We start from the raw sequence: 18214 nt of genomic DNA on the forward strand, positions 1-18214 counted from the left end.
ATCCCCCCAATATTATTGATACTTCAATATATGAGGGGAATGCTGGATTCATGTTCTTAATACCGATATCTGTTACATTTCTTGAGGAGCCTGAATGCCGAGTAAACGCAATGACTCTTTAATGACGATTGCAGTAGCGGATACAAGTGCAAGTCTGGCACTTTTTTCAGGATCCTCTTGAAGGAATTTCACATTGCCATACCAACTGTTAAAAGCTTGGCACACATCAACAATATGCTTTGCGACCAACGAAGGATCGTAGGCCTTATTTGCATTTGCAATAACCTCTGGATATTCTTGCAGAAGTTTTGTCACTTCCCACGAATAGTTATCTCCTAATCCTTTGTCAATTCCTTCACCAGTCCAATTGCCTTTTTTCAAGATGGAATTAGCCCGTGCATAAGTGTATTGAACATAAGGTCCTGTTTCTCCTTCAAACTTCAACATATCTTCTAGGGAAAATTCAACAGAGTTCACACGGTAGTTTTTTAAATCATGAAAAATGACGGCACCGACACCAACCTGGCGGGCCACTTCCTCCTTATCAGCAAGATTAGGGTTTTTGGATTCTATATTTCTTTCAGCAAGTTGAATGGCTTCTTGCAATACTTCTTCTAATAAAACAACTTTCCCTTTCCGTGTGGACATTTTTTTGCCATCTTTTAAAAGAAGTCCAAATGAAATATGGTGCATTTCTCCTGCCCAGTCAAAGCCAGCCTTTTTTAGTACTTCCTTTACCTGTTGGAAATGGATAGATTGCTCCTGACCGACGACATATAGTGCTTTTGAAAATTGATAAGCCTTTTTTCTATATAGTGCTGCAGCAAGATCGCGAGTTGCGTATAGGGTAGCGCCATCCGATTTTTTTATGAGACATGGTGGAAGGGAAGGGTCATCAAGTTCCACCACTTGCGCACCATCTGACTCTTTTAACAAGTTTTGTCCTTCAAGCATTTGTACTACTTGGTCCATTTTATCGTTATAAAACGCTTCTCCTTGATAGGAATCAAACGTGACGCCAAGAAACTGATAAATTTTATGAAATTCTTTCAAGGACTCTTCCCTGAACCAATTCCATAAGAAAACAGCTTGTTCATTTCCTTCCTCAAGTTGCTTGAACCAACGGCGCCCCTCATCATTCAAGTCTGTGTTTACTGATGCTTCTTCGTGAAATTTGACATAAAGCTTTAACAGTTCAGGAATCGGATTAAGCCTGATTTTCTCTTCTTCTCCCCATTTTAAATAAGCGGCAATCAGTTTGCCGAATTGTGTGCCCCAGTCACCTAGATAATTTATACGTACGGTCTCAAAGCCTGACTTTTCCAAGATGTTGGCGATGGCGTTCCCTATCACTGTCGAGCGTAGATGCCCCATGGAAAATGGCTTTGCGATATTTGGAGAGGACAGATCTAAGACGATGGTTTCTTTGTTTTTGAGATGAATGGCGCCATAGTTTTCTTTTTCTTGCAGGATTTTATGAACGACCTTTTGTTGGATTATGTCCTTTTTGAAAAAAATATTAACATAAGGACCGACTGCTTCTGTTTCTTCAAACATAGAGCTGTTAAGTTGTGTTGCAATTTCTGCTGCTAGGAGTGGAGGGGCGGTTCTTTTAATTTTTGCTAATTCGAAACACGGGAAAGCCAGGTCGCCGTGTTGGGCATGTTTCGGTTTTTCTAAAAGTTTGGTAATCTTATCTAGTTGGATCTCAGGAATAACACTATGCAGCGTTTCTGCTGCAAGATCAGCCAGTTTCATTTCAATCGTCTCCTTGTAAAAAGTTGTTGGTTTAAACACCGCTGTTGATTTCCGCAAATGGCTTCGCTTTCCTAGGGGCGCTGCTGGAGCCTCCTCGGCTTACGCCTGCGGGGTCTCCACCTAGCGCTATCTCCCTCAGGAGTCTTCGCCTTTTGCTCCAATCCACAGCTGTAGAATTACATAAAAAAGCCCGCCTCTTCAAATTGTTGAAGAGACGAGCTTGTTATCATATGCCCGCGGTACCACTCTAATTACTTTTCATTTTTTGCCTGAAAAGCCGCTTATCATCGTTATAGGGGATGTGCCCATTTCATTTCAAAAGTGCGCTTCGTCCATAGACTTCCATCAGGCTTCCACCGTCCCTGATTCGCTTTGGTTTGCCATCTATAGAGTACTCTCTTTATCATCAATGATTAATTTATAAAAGTTTGATGTAATTATACACAATTTTAAAAATGATGTAACTATTTTTTTATTGGTTTTGGTTTATTATTTTGTTGTTCTTCGTGATGTGGAGGAATAAAGACATTTAGCATTTCATCAAGCTCTTGACTTAGCCTAACGGTTTCTACAGAAGTCAGTCCGGTTTTAAAAGCTGTTTGCATCATTTGGCTGCGTTTTTTTTCTACGGCAAGTTCAATGAGTCTCATCCTTATCACTCCCTCTTCACAATTTCCTATATTATAGTCGAAAAATCTTTGTAAGAAAATAGGTTATGTGTAAAAAGTAGGTATTATCGTGAAAAACTTCGGAAATCGAAAAGCTACATCTCTTTTACTACTTTTAATTCGATGTTTTAGTAGTTTTTTCGCAACAATATTTGTTCCTAGTAGGGAGGGATTAGGTCGAAATTTTTGTGGTTGTGACTTGTTTCGTCGAAGAGAAGGAATTACCCAATTATCATAGAATAATATAGGTAAAGGATGTATTAGGTGTAAAAGCATGCTTTATCCCTTTCTCTCATATTTATTAACAAAATGATTTTATAGGAGGAGTGCGTCATGAATCAGAAGGTAGAAGCCGTGGAGAAAATGAATGTCTATGCAAATGAGTTGGTGAAAATGATCGTTAAAGACGGGAATGCCCTCCAAGACGAAAAGCTTCGGATTGCTTTTGAAAATGTTGTGAGGGCGATGGTAGATATGACAAATATCCAATTAGACAAAGAAAAAGATGCAAATGATACGCTAAAGACCACATTAAGCCGCATGAAAATTGCTCACAATTGCATGAATCCTAACTCCTCTAAACCTGATAATAAAACCACTACCATTTCATAGTTTTAGCTAGGGAGTTAATTGACTCCCTTTTTTTCTATCATTTAATTATGGATAAACCTTTTAATAATCATATTTAACACTGTAGAATGCTTAGTAGGTATTTGGTGTCTGGCCCCGCTGATGTAGACAACCTTTGTCATGTGATGACGTGTCATAAATTTATACTGATAATGATGAACATAATAATCCCGTTGACCATATATCAGAAGTATGGGACATTTAATAGATGGAAGGCTATTCGTACAATTGTAGGAAAGACCTTTTAAGTACATCTGATAAAGGGTGTCTGCATCTGCTTGTAAGAAATATTCGGCCATTTCCTGACCAAAATCCTTGGAGTATGCATGCGCATTTGAAATTACATTTGCTAACAGATGTTTCATGTTTAATTTGGATGCCATGATACCCAATAGAAATTCGCTTCCTAACAAGAATGAATTTACTTCAGAAAATGCCCCGATTAAAAATAGCCTCTCCACTAATTTCGGGTATCTTATTGCCATTTCCATAGCAATGGAGGCTCCGTTTGAATATCCACATAAAACCACCTTCTCTATTCCTAACTCATGACATACATCATAAAGGTCTCGAGATAAAAGTGAGAATCGGATCGGTACATTTCCTTTGTCACTCTTCCCATTTCCTCTTAAGTCTACATAGAGCAGACGAAATTCATCTGACAAGGGGAGTTGCTGTTTGAACGTGATATGGCCCATTCCAGGTGGATGGATAAATAGTATGGTAGTAGGCCCTTTTCCAATTAATCGGTAAAAAATCCTTACATTATCCCTTGTATATACATACCCCATATCCTCAACCTCCTTGAACTTCTTTTTTGGTGGCAAACAGTAATATTGCCCGCACCAGAAAACCGACAGCAAGTCCAGGTATAACAAATAACATAGACATCCAGACAGGGCCTGCAATTACGCCAAATAGTTTTATTTTTCCTGATAGCATCAGGCCAACTGTAACAAAATAAGCACAGCTAACGAAGGGAAGAAAGGAATAGGGGGATTTTCCACCGCCCGCATCTTTATAAGCATCCCACATCGCAAAAAAATACAAACAAGGATAAAACATGAGCCACAAGTAATTTGCTTCTGTTATTGCCATATCAATTTCTCCATTAAAACTATACATAATAATGGAATTAAAATTGGCTTGGACATTAATTAAGAACTCCAAGATGATAAAGGTGAGTCCTTTAACATATTTTTTGTTGAGTAATTGGCCAAATCCAGGAAGCGCTATGCTCCATAGCAAACGCTCAAGTGGATTGTTCATATAAGAAGGGCCCTGTATTAATATGTATGTCCATATGTTGATAGCATTTTTCTTGCATATAGATTCCTCCAGCCATTACTCTCTCCTTAGCTTGACCTATCACTTCTGAATTATGTTCATTACACGCATATTCCTCATGAAAAAAACGCAGGGATATTGGTTCCTGCGTTTTAGTGTGTGTAGGTTTAATATATATAAGCCGCTCCGATGATGATAAGAAGAATAAATAAGATGATGAAAAGTGTGAAGCCTGCTCCACAGCCTGCGTCTTTGCCCATTTAAACATCTCTCCTTTTGACGTTGATAACATACCTTATGTCACAAACACCCAAAGTGTATAGGCGAATGTCCTGTATCCATGATAAAAGCCTCTTTTTGGTTATAGGACAATTCCCAGAAATCATACAAGTAAATAGAGCCTTTTTGATTGGTTAAAGGAGGGTAAGAGAAGATGTTCTGTCGTTCAAATCGATTGCTGATTCCGTTGCCTAAGCCGAAAAATCCAGATCCAAATGGTGCAGCGGCTGTTCAAGAGTTGCTTGGCGGGAAATTTGGTGAAATGTCCACACTCAATAACTATATGTTTCAATCATTTAATTTCCGCAATAAAAAGAAGTTGAAACCATTCTTTGATTTGGTTGCAAGCATTACAGCAGAGGAGCTTGGTCATGTTGAGCTGGTAACGACGACGATAAACCTGATGCTTGAAGGTGTTACATATCCTGCACCACCGGATGCGACGCCGTTAAGAGACACCAAAGATTTCCGCAACACATATCACTATATCGCCAATGCACAAACGGCACTCCCTGGAGATTCAATGGGCAGGGCTTGGACCGGTGATAATGTCTTCAACAGTGGCAACTTGGTGTTGGATCTTCTGCATAACTTTTTTCTGGAATGCGGGGCAAGAACCCACAAGATGAGAGTATACCAGATGACAGACAACCCAGTGGCCAGAGAAATGATCGGCTATCTCCTCGTTCGCGGTGGGGTGCATGTGGTGGCATATGCAAAAGCTTTGGAGATTGCAACAGGAGTAGACATTACAAAGCTTGTTCCTATTCCAAGCTTGGAAAATAAGGCGTTCGAAACGACAAGAAAGTTCGAAGCAGAAGGAGCACATCGTAAGCTATACACCTTCAGTCCAACTGATTATAAAGATGTAGCAATGATTTGGAAGGGGAATCACCCAGAAGATGGCGGGAGGCTTGAAGTTATCCAAGGATCTCCACCTGGTGCACCAATGCCAGACCTCCAAAGTGTCCCAGAAGAATTCGCACCAGGAATCTCCCAAGAAGACTTCATGGAAATCGCCAAAAGACTCCAACGATCAGCCGGGATATAAACAAAGAGTTTAGTATATGAGGATTTCTAGCTGTTGATTGGAGCAAAAGGCGAAGACTCCTGAGGGAGATAGCGCTTGGTGGAGACCCCACAGGCGTAGCCGAGGAGGCTCCAGCAGCGCCCCTAGGAAAGCGAAGCCATTTGCTGAAATCAACAGCGGTGTATCACCGCTAAAAAAGCTTGTAGATACTTTGGTTCTACAAGCTTTTTGTCGTTTTTGAGGTAAATGTGAAGAAAAAGCTATATTATTGTTGAAAAATTCGTGCTACTATACAACTATACATAGAAAAAGTAAACAAAGAGGAGAATAGAACAATCATGAAAAAGAAAGTAATGGCAGGTGCCCTCGTAACTTCCATCATGTTTTCTGGACAAGCTTATGCTTCCGATTATGTTGTGAAATCTGGTGATTCCTTATGGAAGATAGCTAACAACAATCAAGTTTCCGTTAGTAATATCAAGTCGTGGAACAACCTTAACAGCGATCTTATTTTTCCAGGTCAAAAGTTATTTCTAAAAGCAGGCGGCTCCACATCTCAACCAACACCAGCACCAGCTCCGAGCCAACCTACTTCTATTACGTACACGATTAAAGCCGGAGATTCTTTGTCCATCATTGCAAGGGAACATCAAACAACCTTAGCCAATCTTTTGAAACTGAATCCCTCCATTAAAGACGTTAACAGAATCTATATAGGCCAGAAAATAAATGTTGCAGCACCAAATAGCACGGCACCGAGCCAACCTGTCACGCCTGCTCCTAGTCCAAGCCAACCGGCGCCTAAGGCTAGTACATATACCATCAAGAGCGGGGATAACCTTTCATCTGTAGCAAACAGACATGGTGTAACACTTAATGCCTTGTTGTCTGCAAATCCTTCTATCCAAAATGCAAACCGTATTTATGTTGGCCAAGTTATCAATATCCCAGGAAATGTAACTGCTAATCCTGGAAATGACGCGTCTTGGGAAGCGAAAGCGGATGCAATTATTGAAACAGGAAAAAAGTATTTAGGTGCTAAATACTTGTATGGTGCTTCCACAAACCGTACGGATGCATTTGATTGTTCTTCCTATACGGTAAAGGTATTTGCTGAAAACGGGATCAACCTACCAAGAACTTCCGCGCAACAAGGGAATGTAGGAAAGGAAATACCATTGAGTGAGATTCGTAAAGGGGACTTGGTATTTTTTGATACAGAAGGCGATGGTGTCATCAACCATGTTTCCATCGTGACGGATTCAAACACTCTCCTTCATGCAGCTACTAGTACAGGGGTTGCTTTCTCTTCTTATAATACTTATTGGAAACCGAGAGCGGTAAAAGCGGTTCGTGTTCTTTAAGCTTTACAAAATGTTAATATAACCATCAAACCAGTTTAACAAAGTAGAAATATAATGTTTTTTTAAGGTTGTTTCACAACTTTAGTAGAACAATGCTGTTGCCTTGTCTAACATGTCATGAATTACTCCCCTTTTTCATAATGAATAGATGCAACGGAACAACCTTTACCCTTTATCATTAAAATTAGGCTACTTTCACAAACTTGATGCCAGGAAAAAAGAGATGGATCGGATGCATCTCTTTTTTTCGTGGCTTTTTTCTTGAGATAAGAAAGCATATAATTCGGTTGATTTCCGTTCCAGGCGCTTCGCTTGCCTGCGGGCGGTCCGTGAGCCTCCTCACTCCGTTGCGGGGTCTCACCTGTCCCTTCCTCCCGCGGGCGTCTGCGCGCCTTCCACTACAATCAACAAGGTGACTGTGTTCACCTAAGGGTTTGTGAAAAGGTATTTAACCGAGTTAACTGTATAAGCACTAACATTTCGTTCACCTAATTTCTAGCTGTGGATTGGAGCAAATGGCGAAGACTCCTGAGGGAGATAGCGCTAGGTGGAGACCCCACAGGCGTAGCCGAGGAGGCTCCAGCAGCGCCCCTAGGAAAGCGAAGCCATTTGCGGAAATCAACAGCGGTGCATGAACAAGCAATTAAAAAGGACATGGCGTTTTTGCTCGGTTTTTCTTATCTCCTCCTCAAGACTTAGTATCTTTCGGTATAAAGCTGGAAATGACTGTAGGTAAAAGAATGAAAGAAAACCATTCTGCAGTATGTTATCGAAAACAGCGTAAAAATCTATACTAAGAGTGAGAACAAAACAAAGGAATGATGGAGGATGAAAACAATGTTAACATTACTATTCGGAAGAAAAAATGAGGAATTGGCGAAAAAGCATGAAGCATCGATGGATGAAAAAAGAATAGAAATATATCTAAAAAGTGATTTCGTTCGAAGATTCTAATGGGAGCTGCTGAAAATTGGTGGCTTCTTTTTTTATGGCCATTTAATTAAAGAATACATTCATTTTTCTGAAAATACACCTTGTAAATGGTATAATTGTTGATATAAGACAAAAGATTCATAAAAAGGGTGAAAAAGGATTTGAATGAAGAAAGTCTAGAAATAAAAGAGATATTAGCTGGCAGCAAAGATAAATATTTTCAACTAATCGATCGCTATAAGGACAAGCTTTTTGCAGTAGCTTATCATATGTCTGCAAGTGAAGCAGAAGCAGAAAAAATAGTAGAAAAAGGTTTTATTGAAGTTTATCAAAACCTAGAAAAATACGATGATTCCCTCTTTTTTTCTGATTGGCTTTACGAACGATTCATTCCAATATTATGTGTGAAGAGAGACAAGGATAGTACCCAACAGGCCAAACTGCCTTTTCATAATCCGCATTATATAGAGATGGAAGAAGCCCTTCATTCCTTGGCATCTGAAGCAAAGTTTCAATTCCTACTAATGAAGCTGTTGGATTTCCCTACTGCTAAACTCTCGGGACTAATCGGCATAAGTAAAGAGGAAATAGAAGAAAATTATTCCAACTCATTAAATCAAATTCGACGTTCTACATTATCAAATGATATCAAACTAGAAGGCGAAGAATGCCATAGTGAGGAAGAGCTTTCTTTGTATTTTGATGGGAAGTTAAGCAATGAAAAGTTACGGAAGATAGAGGAACATTTAGAGTTCTGTCCGGATTGTAGAGAAGTATTACATTTTCTTAAACAAGAAGAATCTACGTTAGAGAAGGTATTGGAATACCCAAAACTTAATGAATCATTTAACGATCAAGTATTGAGGAAGCTCGACCCTTATGTTCCAGCTAAACCAAAGCATCGCACATGGAAATATCAACTTAGTGCAGTGGGAATATTAGGCGCAATCTTCTTATTCAGTGTCGTTATTTTACCAACCCTTAAGCCGCTTGCATCCATGGTGTCTACATATATGCAGCATGGAACCATTTATAATGTCTGGACGGAAGGTACATATGCAGTAACCGATGAAGAAATTACTTTAGAGATCACAAAAGTGGAAATTGATTCCCTATACATGGCTGTTTACTATGAGATTAGCAGAGAAGGAGAAGAACTACCCAAGACATTTCCAGTTGAAGATGTGGATTTTTATAGCTCTAAGCCATTGAGGATTGTAGATGAATCTGGGAAACAATACCCAGTTGACGCAACGATCCCAGACCATCTTCGGTATGCTAGTAGTCTTGCTGAAGAGGAAGGGGTGGAAAAAGAAAGACCCTACTATCTTTTGAAAATGCCTGATAAGCTACCTGACGAGTTTAACCTTGAAATAAACTTTGCAAGGCTTCAAGGACAATTTGGGAAATGGAACATAGAAATTCCGATAAGGTATGACAAGGTGGAAGACACAGCTGTGACAGTTAAACTGGACAAAACATTGAATATTGACGATAAAGCAGTCGTTGAGATAATGGATGCTACCTATAGTAAAAACGGCAGCAGATTAAGGTATAAAATTAATCACACGGATGAAGAGGAAGCTAGATTAATGAAGCTCCTGAAAGAACATGATCAAGAATATCGGATGGAAGAAATACTACAGGGACGTCATGTCGGACTGCATGTTACAACGGAAGAAGAACATCTTGTCTTGCCTAACTACTTTCACTTTATGGACCCTTATGGACCCAATGAACCGGTAGAATTATATTTTTCAAATTATTATATTGGCAATGAGGAACAGATACAAATGGGGAGGCATCAAATAGAGGGGCAAATAGAAAATCCAATGGAAGAACTTTATATAAAAATGTTGGGTGCTTCTTTTCAAGAACCGACATTCTTCTCTCTGGAAGTACCACTTGAAGAAACAGAGACTACTCCCTTGGAGGGTACCATCAATAACTACAAGTTATCGGATTACAGTCTAACTCCTGTTAAAGACGGAGAAGGAAATATCACGAAGTATGCGCTCATAATTAATGGGGAGAACCAACAAAAGGGAGCAAGTGGAGATATTGGTTGGGAACTATCTGATCAATCTGGTAATTATATTCCAACAGAAGGCTGGTATCATTACGAAGATATGCAAAAAGAAGGCGTCAAAAAGTTGCTGCATGTTGATATCGTCCCACATAACACTGGAAACGAATTTCCTGAAAATTTGGTGATAAAAGCGGATTATATTTATACACATTACAATGAAAAAGAATGGGAAAAGATCCCTTTGTTCGATGAAGAAGAGAAAAACGATAGTGAGTCAGAGTGATGGATGAAAAAATATATGTGAAAAGAGTACTAGCAGGTGACTTGGAAGCTTTTGACCCAATCATTGAAAAATATAAAAACAGTGTGTACAGGGTGGGGTATTGGTTATCAGGGAGTCAGGCATTAGCTGAAAAAGTTACAAATAAATGCTTTGTAAAAGTGTTTGGAAACCTATCAAACTATCAAGAAAAGGAACTGTTCTCGTTTTGGTTGTATCAGGAGGTATTACCTCTCCTGAAAGAGTTGCCTATATTGGAGGATGGAAAGGGTTTTGGAAACTGGCTTTCTGATAATCCACATTATATGCAGTTGCAGGAAGAGATACTTTCTATAAGAAAGGAAACGAGGGTTCCCTTGTTGATTTCCTATTTACTCATTGAGTTAACGGATGAACGGAAAGCGGTCCTTTCTGAAAATAGCGTGAGAGAATTCACTGGGTATCTATTGGAAGCGAAAAAAATAATTAGGCAGAACTTTGTTTCCCAAAATGAGAAGCCTACTGATTCCTGCTTGGGAGTGGAAGAACTAATTGCCTATCAAAACGAAATACTGGAGAGTCCGGAAAAGATTCGGATGGATGACCATCTGGAATTTTGCCCGGTATGCAGAGAATTGCTTCAACATTTAGAGCGGGAAGAGGGAATGTTGCAGCATGTGCTTCAAGCACCGGCGCTGGAAGATGATTTTAATGTAAAGGTCTTAGCGCAATTGACACCATATACAGTCAAGACACCTAAACAACGTACCATGGCTTATCAGTTGGGTGTGATTGGTGTGATGATCTCTGTGATTGTCGGTGGGTTTGTTGTTTTGCCGACTGTTATCCCATGGACAAAGATGGTAAGCAATTATTTAATTTACGGTAGTTTTTATAATGTATGGGCAGAGGGAACTTACACAGCAGAAGACAATGATATTACGGTGGAAATAACAGGCGTTGATGTGGATCCTTTGCATATGGTCGTTCACTATGAAGTATCCAGTGAAGTAAAGGAATCAGGTGCGGGTGGGGTTGACAGGTTTACCGTTTATGCCGTAGATGAAGATGGTAAAACGTATCCGATGGAGGCTGCATCCGCAAAAGATAGTCTTATGGAGAAAACCGGAGCAAGCCAGGAAAAGAAAAGGTTAGCTGACACCAATTTTTATGTAAGAGCAATGAACGAAACAGCCCTGCCGGATAAATTTACGCTTATCATTCGATACCATATGTTGAACAGCAGGGGCGGAGATTGGGAGATTGAGGTTCCAATAGAATATGATAAAGCAATGGAAGATATAGAAGTGCTGGAATTAAATGAAATACTAGTTGTTGATGAAAAAATTGAACTTGAAATCCTTTCTATAGAAAAAGGAAAGTACGGGAGCAGATTGAAATATGATGTAAGACTGAAGGAAGAGGAAATCGAGAGAATTGATACCAACCTGAAACGGACAAATCAGAAATATGATGAACAGTTTTTTATGAGTTATCACGATGTGTATGCCTCAGTGGTATTGGTCAACAATCAAAATGAGTACCTGATTCCAATCGGTTACCCTTCTATAAATAATATGAGCTCCCTGTATCAAATTGATTTTTCAAATGTTTACGCTGATCAGGACTTAAAGGGAATTAAAGGTGTAGCTACAGGGGATGAAAAGCTGTTTGCAGAAATTAAGGCCATCTACTACCATGAACCGGGCTTTTATTCTCTTACCGTTCCTTTGGAGGAAACAACGGAGAAACCATTAAATATTGATTTAGATGGATACACTTTAGACGAGCTTTCTGTAAAAAAACAAGAAGGTGAACCTACCAACGTTTTGATAACAGGCCAACGAACACAAAATTATAAATCTCGCAACTTCCATTGGGAGTTTTTTGATGATAACGGGCAAAGGATGAATGTGTACAATATACCTGACTATGATTGGTTTGATCGACAGGAAGTAAACCGCAAAGTGGAATTGATTAACGTGGAAGTAGATCCTGAAGAATCACAATTAATGATACAAGCCACTCAAATATCCAATGATTATTTTTTTGAAAAAAAGGAACATAGAATTCCAGTAAATTAATGCGTTGGCGTATGAATGTCCCAATTGCTCATCTTTCTTGGTATAATGGGGAAAAGATGAAGTGGACGATGAAGGAGTATTTTATATGAATGAAAAAGCGATCCAAACCTTTCGGGATTGTATCCCATTATTCCAAGTACTGGCGGATGAAGCGAGACAGGATATTATTCTGCTATTGGCAGAAAAAGAAGCATTGACTGTAACAGAAATCGCAGAAACATCCAGGCTTTCAAGGCCCGCCATTTCCCACCACTTGAAAATATTACGGGATAATAAACTGGTGGAAATTGAGCAAAAGGGAACTCAACGAATTTATTCTCTGAGTTTGGAACCATCCGTTGCCATGCTAAAGGATTTGATTGGAATTGTGGAGAGTGAGTGTTTATAGTTTATAGGGGAAGCAGCCATCAGAGTGTGGCTGTTTTTTTATGCCTCATTCGTTACAACACAAATTGTAAACGTTATAATAGAAGTATTATAAAAGGAAGGACGTGTTGTTTGGTGGAAATGAATCTTAAAGGAAAAACGGCTTTAGTTTTGGCTTCTAGCCAAGGTCTTGGAAAGGCGATTGCCTCTTCACTCATTGGCGAAGGAGTCAATGTGGTTCTTGCTAGCAGAAACGAAGAAAAGTTAGCTGATGTGCAACGTGAATTAAGAGGAATTGATGGTGGTCAAGCTACTTATATTCAAACGGACATAACAGAGCCTTCTCAGATTAAACGTGCCGTAAATCATGCGGTGGATACATATGGTCGACTAGATATTTTGGTGAACAACGCTGGGGGTCCCCCTGCAGGTTCATTTGAACAGATAACAGATGAGCAGTGGCAGCAGGCTTTTGAATTAAATCTATTAAGCTATATCAGAACTATCCGCGAAGCACTTCCCCACCTTAAGAAAAACGGAGGGAAAATCATCAATATTGCTTCGTCATCCATCAAGGAACCAATTCCCGGCTTATTGCTGTCCAATACGTTCCGTACAGGAATCGTTGGTTTGACCAAGACTTTAGCTGGTGAGCTTGCGGGAGATAACATTTTGATTAATACTGTCGCACCGGGGAGAATTGCTACAGACAGAGTGGCATTTTTGGATGAAGTGAATGCGGAAAAACAAGGTATCACGAAAGCGGAGATGGAAGAGAAAGTTAAAGGGGGAATTCCGCTTGGTCGTTACGGTGAGCCGGAGGAATTTGCAAAAGTGGTAACGTTTCTTGTGTCAGATGCAAACAGCTATATGACGGGAAGCTCGTTCTTGGTTGATGGCGGCATGGTCAAATCCATATAAAATAGTAGTAATTGTTTAAGAGAAGGGAAGCTAGGGAGTTATGAAGAATTTATTACTGTTAATACTTGGAGGGTTTGCAATAGGAATTCTCTTGGGAGTTCTGAATGTTCAATTCAACTTCTGGATATTTGTTGTGCTCCTTGTTTTAGCATTTATCGCCTTATCTTACAGGGATGTTAAATATATGTTTTTATCCCGGGATGTGGAGAAGATAGAGAAATATTTAGAAAAAAAGCGTCATGAGCCGTATTATGGGTTTGTTTTAGAATTGGCAGACGGGAATTTGACTGGTGCCAAGAAAGAGCTGGAGGAGCTTGAACGGAAGTGGAAAGGAAAAAAGACCGCAGTCTTTTGGGCTCAGTATTATTTAAGAGTCGGCAACTACACAAAGGCGAAAGAGCAAGTTGTAAAAGTGGATCAGCACGAAATTAAGACGTATATCACGGCTGGAATTGCCGTGGCAGAAAAAGATTACAAGAAGGCGGAAGAGCTTAGAGGCGAAGTGAGAAAAGATTGGATGAAGTTTGCCATCGATACGGAGCTTGCTTTAAGCCGCAAAAACTATACACTTGCAAAAGAAAAAAAGGAACAGGCACTAGCGGCCACAAAAGGTTTGCAATATTATATGATGTCCAAGGAGTTTCAAGAAATTTAAAAGGAGAAACTCCTTGACAGGAAGGCACGGACAAATTTACACTTGAGGTAGACATTAGTTATTAGAAAATTTTCAGTATTGAGGTAATGCATATGGTACTAGCGATAGATCGACGAATTGGCAAATATGCAATACTTCTCGCGATGAACGGCGACCAGGAGGAATTTCCGGTAGCAACACCGCCACAATGGAAAAGCTGTATGGGAAAAGTCGGTTCCATGGATTCGCAAAAAGTGGTAGCAGCTATTGAAACTGCCGCCAAGCGGGAAGGTATCATCAAATCCGATGGATACCGGGAAACACATGCACTATATCATGCCATCATGGATGCTCTTAGTGGAGTGACACGCGGTCAAGTCCAGCTTGGTTCTGTCATGAGGACCGTAGGCTTGCGTTTTGCCGTTGTAAGGGGAAATCCTTATGAGGATCTAGAAGAAGGCGACTGGATTGCAGTTGCACTTTATGGAACGATTGGGGCTCCTGTCAGGGGATCGGAGCATGAAACAATCGGTCTGGGAATAAATCACATTTAAATATTTTTGCCCATAGTTGCTGATAAATAGGGGGCTGTACTTTGATCATCTTACATGGTCGAAGTATGGCCTCTTTTTGTGTGGGAAAAGGGGGAAATCGTCTATGGAGAAACAGCGGGAAAAGGGGAGAGTCGCAATGATTACATTAAACGGCGAATCGTTGACACTTGATAAATTGAACGGAATTTTATTTGAAGATGATCAGGTGGAAGCATGCAAGGACGCAATGGTGAAGGTTGTCGGTAGTCGGGCAGCGGTGGAGAATATTGTGCATAAAGGGGAAGTAGTTTACGGGATTACAACTGGCTTTGGGAAATTCAGCGATGTTTTGATTCCATTTGAAGAGACGGCAGACTTGCAAAGGAATCTCATTCACTCTCATGCATGTGGAGTAGGTGATGCCTTTGATGAGGTGATAGGGCGTGCAATGCTGGTTTTACGTGCAAATGCCCTTCTGAAAGGTTATTCCGGAGTCCGTCCGATCGTCATTGAACGGCTTTTACAATATGTAAATGAGAGAATACATCCCGTTGTTCCCCAGCAAGGATCGCTAGGAGCAAGCGGAGATCTTGCGCCATTGTCGCATTTAGTATTGACCTTGCTTGGCGAGGGAGAGGTCTTTTATGAAGGTAAAAGAAGAGATACTGCAAGTGTGCTGGCGGAAAAAGGGATTACCCCGATTGAGTTGAAAGCAAAAGAAGGTCTTGCTTTAATAAATGGCACCCAGGCAATGACGGCTGTTGGGGTAGTCGCATACCTGGAGGCGGAGAAAATGGCTTTCCAAGCGGAGTCGATTGCAGCAATGACCTTTGAAGGGCTTGAGGGAATTGTGGATGCATTGGACCATGATGTCCACAGGGTCCGAGGGTACAAGGAGCAAGTGGAAGTCGCAGAGCGGTTCAGAAAGTTGTTGGATGGAAGCAAGCTTGTGACAAGGCAGGGTGAGAAGCGTGTGCAGGATGCCTATTCATTAAGGTGTATCCCACAAGTACATGGAGCGTCCTGGCAGGTGCTGGGTTATGTAAAAGAAAAACTGGAAATAGAGATCAATGCGGCGACAGATAATCCATTGATTTTCGATGATGGAGGCAAGGTGATTTCTGGAGGCAACTTCCACGGCCAACCTATTGCCTTTGCGATGGATTTTCTGAAGCTTGGCGTGGCGGAGCTTGCAAATATTTCCGAGCGCAGAATTGAACGGTTGGTTAACCCCCAGCTGAATGACTTGCCCCCTTTCCTAAGTCCAAAGCCAGGACTACAGTCAGGTGCCATGATCATGCAATATTGTGCCGCATCGCTAGTTTCAGAGAATAAAACGTTGGCACATCCGGCAAGTGTGGACTCCATTCCGTCCTCTGCCAACCAAGAGGATCATGTGAGCATGGGAACGATTGGTGCTAGGCATGCCTATCAGATTGTTGCCAATGTGCGAAGAGTCCTTGCCATCGAATGGATGTGTGCGATGCAAGCCCTTGAATTCCGCGGAGTCTTCCTATCTGCACCACTCATGCAAAAATGGTACCAAGAAGGGCGCACCATCGTCCCAAGCATCACCGAAGACCGCATCTTCTCCAAAGACATCGAAGCACTTGCCGCGTGGATGAAGGATGAGGGCAGCGTTCTATGTAGAGCGTGAAATTCCTAGGGGGGTCTGACCCCCCTCAGAAATTTAATATTCACGCAACAATCCTGTAACATGATCTAAAACCAAAATTTATGAATCTATCAAAGGGGATGAATTGATATGGAAAAGGAAATGGTGAAGGTTATTCGCGCTCCTAGGGGCAGTGAGTTAAATACGAAGGGGTGGGTGCAGGAGGCTGCATTGCGCATGTTGATGAACAATTTAGACCCGGAAGTCGCAGAAATTCCAGAAGAATTAGTGGTGTACGGTGGAATCGGGAAAGCGGCAAGAAACTGGGAGAGCTTTGATGCCATTGTGGAATCACTTAAAAACTTGGAAGAAGATGAAACATTACTTGTTCAATCAGGTAAGCCGGTTGCAGTGTTCCGCAGTCATGCAGATGCGCCTCGTGTATTGTTGGCAAACTCCAATCTTGTACCAAAATGGGCAAATTGGGAACATTTCCATGAGTTAGATCAAAAAGGGCTGATGATGTATGGCCAGATGACTGCAGGTTCTTGGATATATATCGGTACTCAAGGGATCCTACAAGGAACCTATGAAACGTTTGCGGAAGCGGCCAAGCAATCATTTAACAATACTCTAAAAGGTACGATTACTGTAACAGCCGGACTTGGAGGCATGGGTGGTGCACAGCCGCTTGCCGTTACCATGAACGGTGGGGTGTGTATCGCGATTGAAGTGGATGAACATCGTATTGACCGCCGCATTGAAACGAGATATTGCGATGTGAAGGTCAAAACAGTGGATGAAGCCATACAAAAGGCGGAAGAGTATAAGAAGTTAGGAAAACCTTTATCTATTGGACTTTTAGGAAATGCAGCAGAGGTCCTTCCGCAACTAGTTGCAAGAGGATTTACACCAGATCTTTTGACAGATCAAACTTCTGCTCATGACCCATTAAACGGTTATATTCCGATTGGAATGACTTTAGAAGAGGCAGCAAAACTAAGAAAAGAAAAACCGGCACAATACGTGAAGCTTGCAAAAGAAAGTATGGCAGAGCATGTGAAAGCAATGCTTGACCTGCAACAAAAAGGTGCGATCACATTTGATTACGGTAACAACATCCGCCAAGTCGCTCTGGATGAGGGAGTGGAAAATGCATTTGATTTTCCTGGATTCGTACCGGCATTCATCCGTCCGCAATTTTGTGAAGGAAAAGGACCTTTCCGCTGGGTGGCACTTTCTGGTGATCCGGAAGATATTTATAAAACAGACGAAGTAATTTTAAGAGAGTTTTCCGATAACAAGCATCTTTGCAATTGGATCAAGATGGCAAGAGAAAAAGTAGCATTCCAAGGGTTGCCTTCAAGAATCTGCTGGCTGGGTTATGGCGAGCGCGCCCGTTTTGGAAAAATCATCAATGAAATGGTTGCAAATGGGGAGCTGTCTGCCCCAATCGTCATTGGGCGAGATCATCTGGATTGCGGATCTGTAGCGTCACCGAACCGTGAGACAGAATCGATGCTTGATGGAAGTGATGCGGTAGCGGATTGGCCGATACTGAATGCCCTGATCAATGGTGTCAATGGTGCGAGCTGGGTTTCCGTTCACCACGGTGGCGGAGTGGGAATGGGGTACTCCCTTCACGCAGGCATGGTGATTGTGGCCGATGGAACGAAAGCAGCAGGAAAACGATTGGAGCGTGTACTTACTTCAGACCCTGGAATGGGTGTAGTGAGACATGCGGATGCAGGCTATGACCTTGCGAAAAAAGTGGCCAAAGAAAAAGGCGTGCACATTCCTTTACTAAAGGAGAGTGAGTAAACC

At 41.2% G+C, this 18214-nt stretch carries 16 protein-coding genes; 11 read left to right on the plus strand and 5 right to left on the minus strand.

What is annotated here, in order from left to right:
* Positions 1 to 72: 72 nt before the first annotated feature.
* On the minus strand, positions 73 to 1758 hold the full coding sequence (argS, locus tag K7887_RS07845; protein WP_223492980.1) for an arginine--tRNA ligase: 1686 nt from the start codon (positions 1756 to 1758) through the stop codon (positions 73 to 75).
* 464 nt (positions 1759 to 2222) lie between these two features.
* Entirely contained in the window at positions 2223 to 2408 is a 186-nt protein-coding gene (locus tag K7887_RS07850) for an aspartyl-phosphate phosphatase Spo0E family protein (protein ID WP_223492982.1), read from the minus strand.
* A 351-nt stretch (positions 2409 to 2759) separates the two neighbouring features.
* Here K7887_RS07850 and K7887_RS07855 point away from each other — a divergent pair, with 351 nt between their 5' ends.
* Positions 2760 to 3038: a hypothetical protein gene (locus K7887_RS07855; RefSeq protein WP_223492983.1), complete on the plus strand. Its 279-nt coding sequence runs from the start codon at positions 2760 to 2762 to the stop codon at positions 3036 to 3038.
* Positions 3039 to 3079: 41 nt separating this feature from the next.
* Here K7887_RS07855 and K7887_RS07860 read toward each other — a convergent pair whose 3' ends face one another.
* The 3 genes from K7887_RS07860 to K7887_RS07870 form a co-directional block, all read right to left on the minus strand.
* Positions 3080 to 3847, minus strand: a complete 768-nt coding sequence (locus K7887_RS07860; RefSeq protein WP_223492984.1) for an alpha/beta fold hydrolase — start codon at positions 3845 to 3847, stop codon at positions 3080 to 3082.
* A 4-nt stretch (positions 3848 to 3851) separates the two neighbouring features.
* Complete coding sequence (locus K7887_RS07865; protein ID WP_223492985.1) at positions 3852 to 4325, minus strand: hypothetical protein; 474 nt, start codon at positions 4323 to 4325, stop codon at positions 3852 to 3854.
* A gap of 185 nt (positions 4326 to 4510) precedes the next feature.
* Positions 4511 to 4603, minus strand: a complete 93-nt coding sequence (locus K7887_RS07870) for a YjcZ family sporulation protein (RefSeq protein WP_010192368.1) — start codon at positions 4601 to 4603, stop codon at positions 4511 to 4513.
* A gap of 173 nt (positions 4604 to 4776) precedes the next feature.
* Here K7887_RS07870 and K7887_RS07875 point away from each other — a divergent pair, with 173 nt between their 5' ends.
* The 10 genes from K7887_RS07875 to hutU all read left to right on the plus strand — a co-directional run bounded on the left by K7887_RS07875 (position 4777) and on the right by hutU (position 18211).
* Positions 4777 to 5673 (plus strand): manganese catalase family protein, encoded by an 897-nt coding sequence (locus K7887_RS07875; protein WP_223492986.1) that lies wholly within the window; start codon positions 4777 to 4779, stop codon positions 5671 to 5673.
* A gap of 317 nt (positions 5674 to 5990) precedes the next feature.
* Complete coding sequence (locus K7887_RS07880) at positions 5991 to 7016, plus strand: C40 family peptidase (protein WP_223492987.1); 1026 nt, start codon at positions 5991 to 5993, stop codon at positions 7014 to 7016.
* A gap of 1094 nt (positions 7017 to 8110) precedes the next feature.
* Positions 8111 to 10261 carry a zf-HC2 domain-containing protein gene (locus tag K7887_RS07885; RefSeq protein ID WP_223492989.1) on the plus strand — a complete coding sequence of 717 codons (2151 nt, stop codon included), beginning with the start codon at positions 8111 to 8113 and terminating at the stop codon, positions 10259 to 10261.
* Positions 10261 to 12321 carry a hypothetical protein gene (locus tag K7887_RS07890; protein WP_223492990.1) on the plus strand — a complete coding sequence of 687 codons (2061 nt, stop codon included), beginning with the start codon at positions 10261 to 10263 and terminating at the stop codon, positions 12319 to 12321. Before K7887_RS07885 ends, K7887_RS07890 begins: the two co-directional genes overlap by 1 nt.
* 85 nt (positions 12322 to 12406) lie before the next feature.
* Positions 12407 to 12709: an ArsR/SmtB family transcription factor gene (locus K7887_RS07895; protein WP_010192379.1), complete on the plus strand. Its 303-nt coding sequence runs from the start codon at positions 12407 to 12409 to the stop codon at positions 12707 to 12709.
* 113 nt (positions 12710 to 12822) lie between these two features.
* Entirely contained in the window at positions 12823 to 13608 is a 786-nt protein-coding gene (locus K7887_RS07900; RefSeq protein ID WP_223492991.1) for an SDR family oxidoreductase, read from the plus strand.
* 40 nt (positions 13609 to 13648) lie between these two features.
* Complete coding sequence (locus K7887_RS07905) at positions 13649 to 14263, plus strand: hypothetical protein (RefSeq protein ID WP_223492992.1); 615 nt, start codon at positions 13649 to 13651, stop codon at positions 14261 to 14263.
* Positions 14264 to 14355: 92 nt separating this feature from the next.
* Positions 14356 to 14796 (plus strand): histidine utilization transcription antiterminator HutP, encoded by a 441-nt coding sequence (gene hutP, locus K7887_RS07910; RefSeq protein ID WP_223492993.1) that lies wholly within the window; start codon positions 14356 to 14358, stop codon positions 14794 to 14796.
* A gap of 136 nt (positions 14797 to 14932) precedes the next feature.
* Positions 14933 to 16432 carry a histidine ammonia-lyase gene (gene hutH / locus K7887_RS07915; protein ID WP_223493607.1) on the plus strand — a complete coding sequence of 500 codons (1500 nt, stop codon included), beginning with the start codon at positions 14933 to 14935 and terminating at the stop codon, positions 16430 to 16432.
* A 120-nt stretch (positions 16433 to 16552) separates the two neighbouring features.
* Positions 16553 to 18211 carry a urocanate hydratase gene (hutU, locus tag K7887_RS07920; RefSeq protein ID WP_399209679.1) on the plus strand — a complete coding sequence of 553 codons (1659 nt, stop codon included), beginning with the start codon at positions 16553 to 16555 and terminating at the stop codon, positions 18209 to 18211.
* The last annotated feature ends 3 nt before the right edge of the window (positions 18212 to 18214 follow it).

It is taken from the genome of Sutcliffiella horikoshii (assembly GCF_019931755.1).
In the GTDB taxonomy this organism is placed as follows: Bacteria; Bacillota; Bacilli; order Bacillales; family Bacillaceae_I; genus Sutcliffiella_A; species Sutcliffiella_A horikoshii_E.

Excerpts from the sequence above, each read along its gene's own strand:
- argS (WP_223492980.1), bottom strand. The coding sequence starts at position 1,758 with ATGAAACTGGCTGATCTTGCAGCAGAAACGCTGCATAGTGTTATTCCT.
- K7887_RS07850 (WP_223492982.1), bottom strand. The coding sequence starts at position 2,408 with ATGAGACTCATTGAACTTGCCGTAGAAAAAAAACGCAGCCAAATGATG.
- K7887_RS07855 (WP_223492983.1), top strand. The coding sequence starts at position 2,760 with ATGAATCAGAAGGTAGAAGCCGTGGAGAAAATGAATGTCTATGCAAAT.
- K7887_RS07860 (WP_223492984.1), bottom strand. The coding sequence starts at position 3,847 with ATGGGGTATGTATATACAAGGGATAATGTAAGGATTTTTTACCGATTA.
- K7887_RS07865 (WP_223492985.1), bottom strand. The coding sequence starts at position 4,325 with ATGAACAATCCACTTGAGCGTTTGCTATGGAGCATAGCGCTTCCTGGA.
- K7887_RS07870 (WP_010192368.1), bottom strand. The coding sequence starts at position 4,603 with ATGGGCAAAGACGCAGGCTGTGGAGCAGGCTTCACACTTTTCATCATC.
- K7887_RS07875 (WP_223492986.1), top strand. The coding sequence starts at position 4,777 with ATGTTCTGTCGTTCAAATCGATTGCTGATTCCGTTGCCTAAGCCGAAA.
- K7887_RS07880 (WP_223492987.1), top strand. The coding sequence starts at position 5,991 with ATGAAAAAGAAAGTAATGGCAGGTGCCCTCGTAACTTCCATCATGTTT.
- K7887_RS07890 (WP_223492990.1), top strand. The coding sequence starts at position 10,261 with ATGGATGAAAAAATATATGTGAAAAGAGTACTAGCAGGTGACTTGGAA.
- K7887_RS07895 (WP_010192379.1), top strand. The coding sequence starts at position 12,407 with ATGAATGAAAAAGCGATCCAAACCTTTCGGGATTGTATCCCATTATTC.
- K7887_RS07905 (WP_223492992.1), top strand. The coding sequence starts at position 13,649 with ATGAAGAATTTATTACTGTTAATACTTGGAGGGTTTGCAATAGGAATT.
- hutP (WP_223492993.1), top strand. The coding sequence starts at position 14,356 with ATGGTACTAGCGATAGATCGACGAATTGGCAAATATGCAATACTTCTC.
- hutH (WP_223493607.1), top strand. The coding sequence starts at position 14,933 with ATGATTACATTAAACGGCGAATCGTTGACACTTGATAAATTGAACGGA.
- hutU (WP_399209679.1), top strand. The coding sequence starts at position 16,553 with ATGGTGAAGGTTATTCGCGCTCCTAGGGGCAGTGAGTTAAATACGAAG.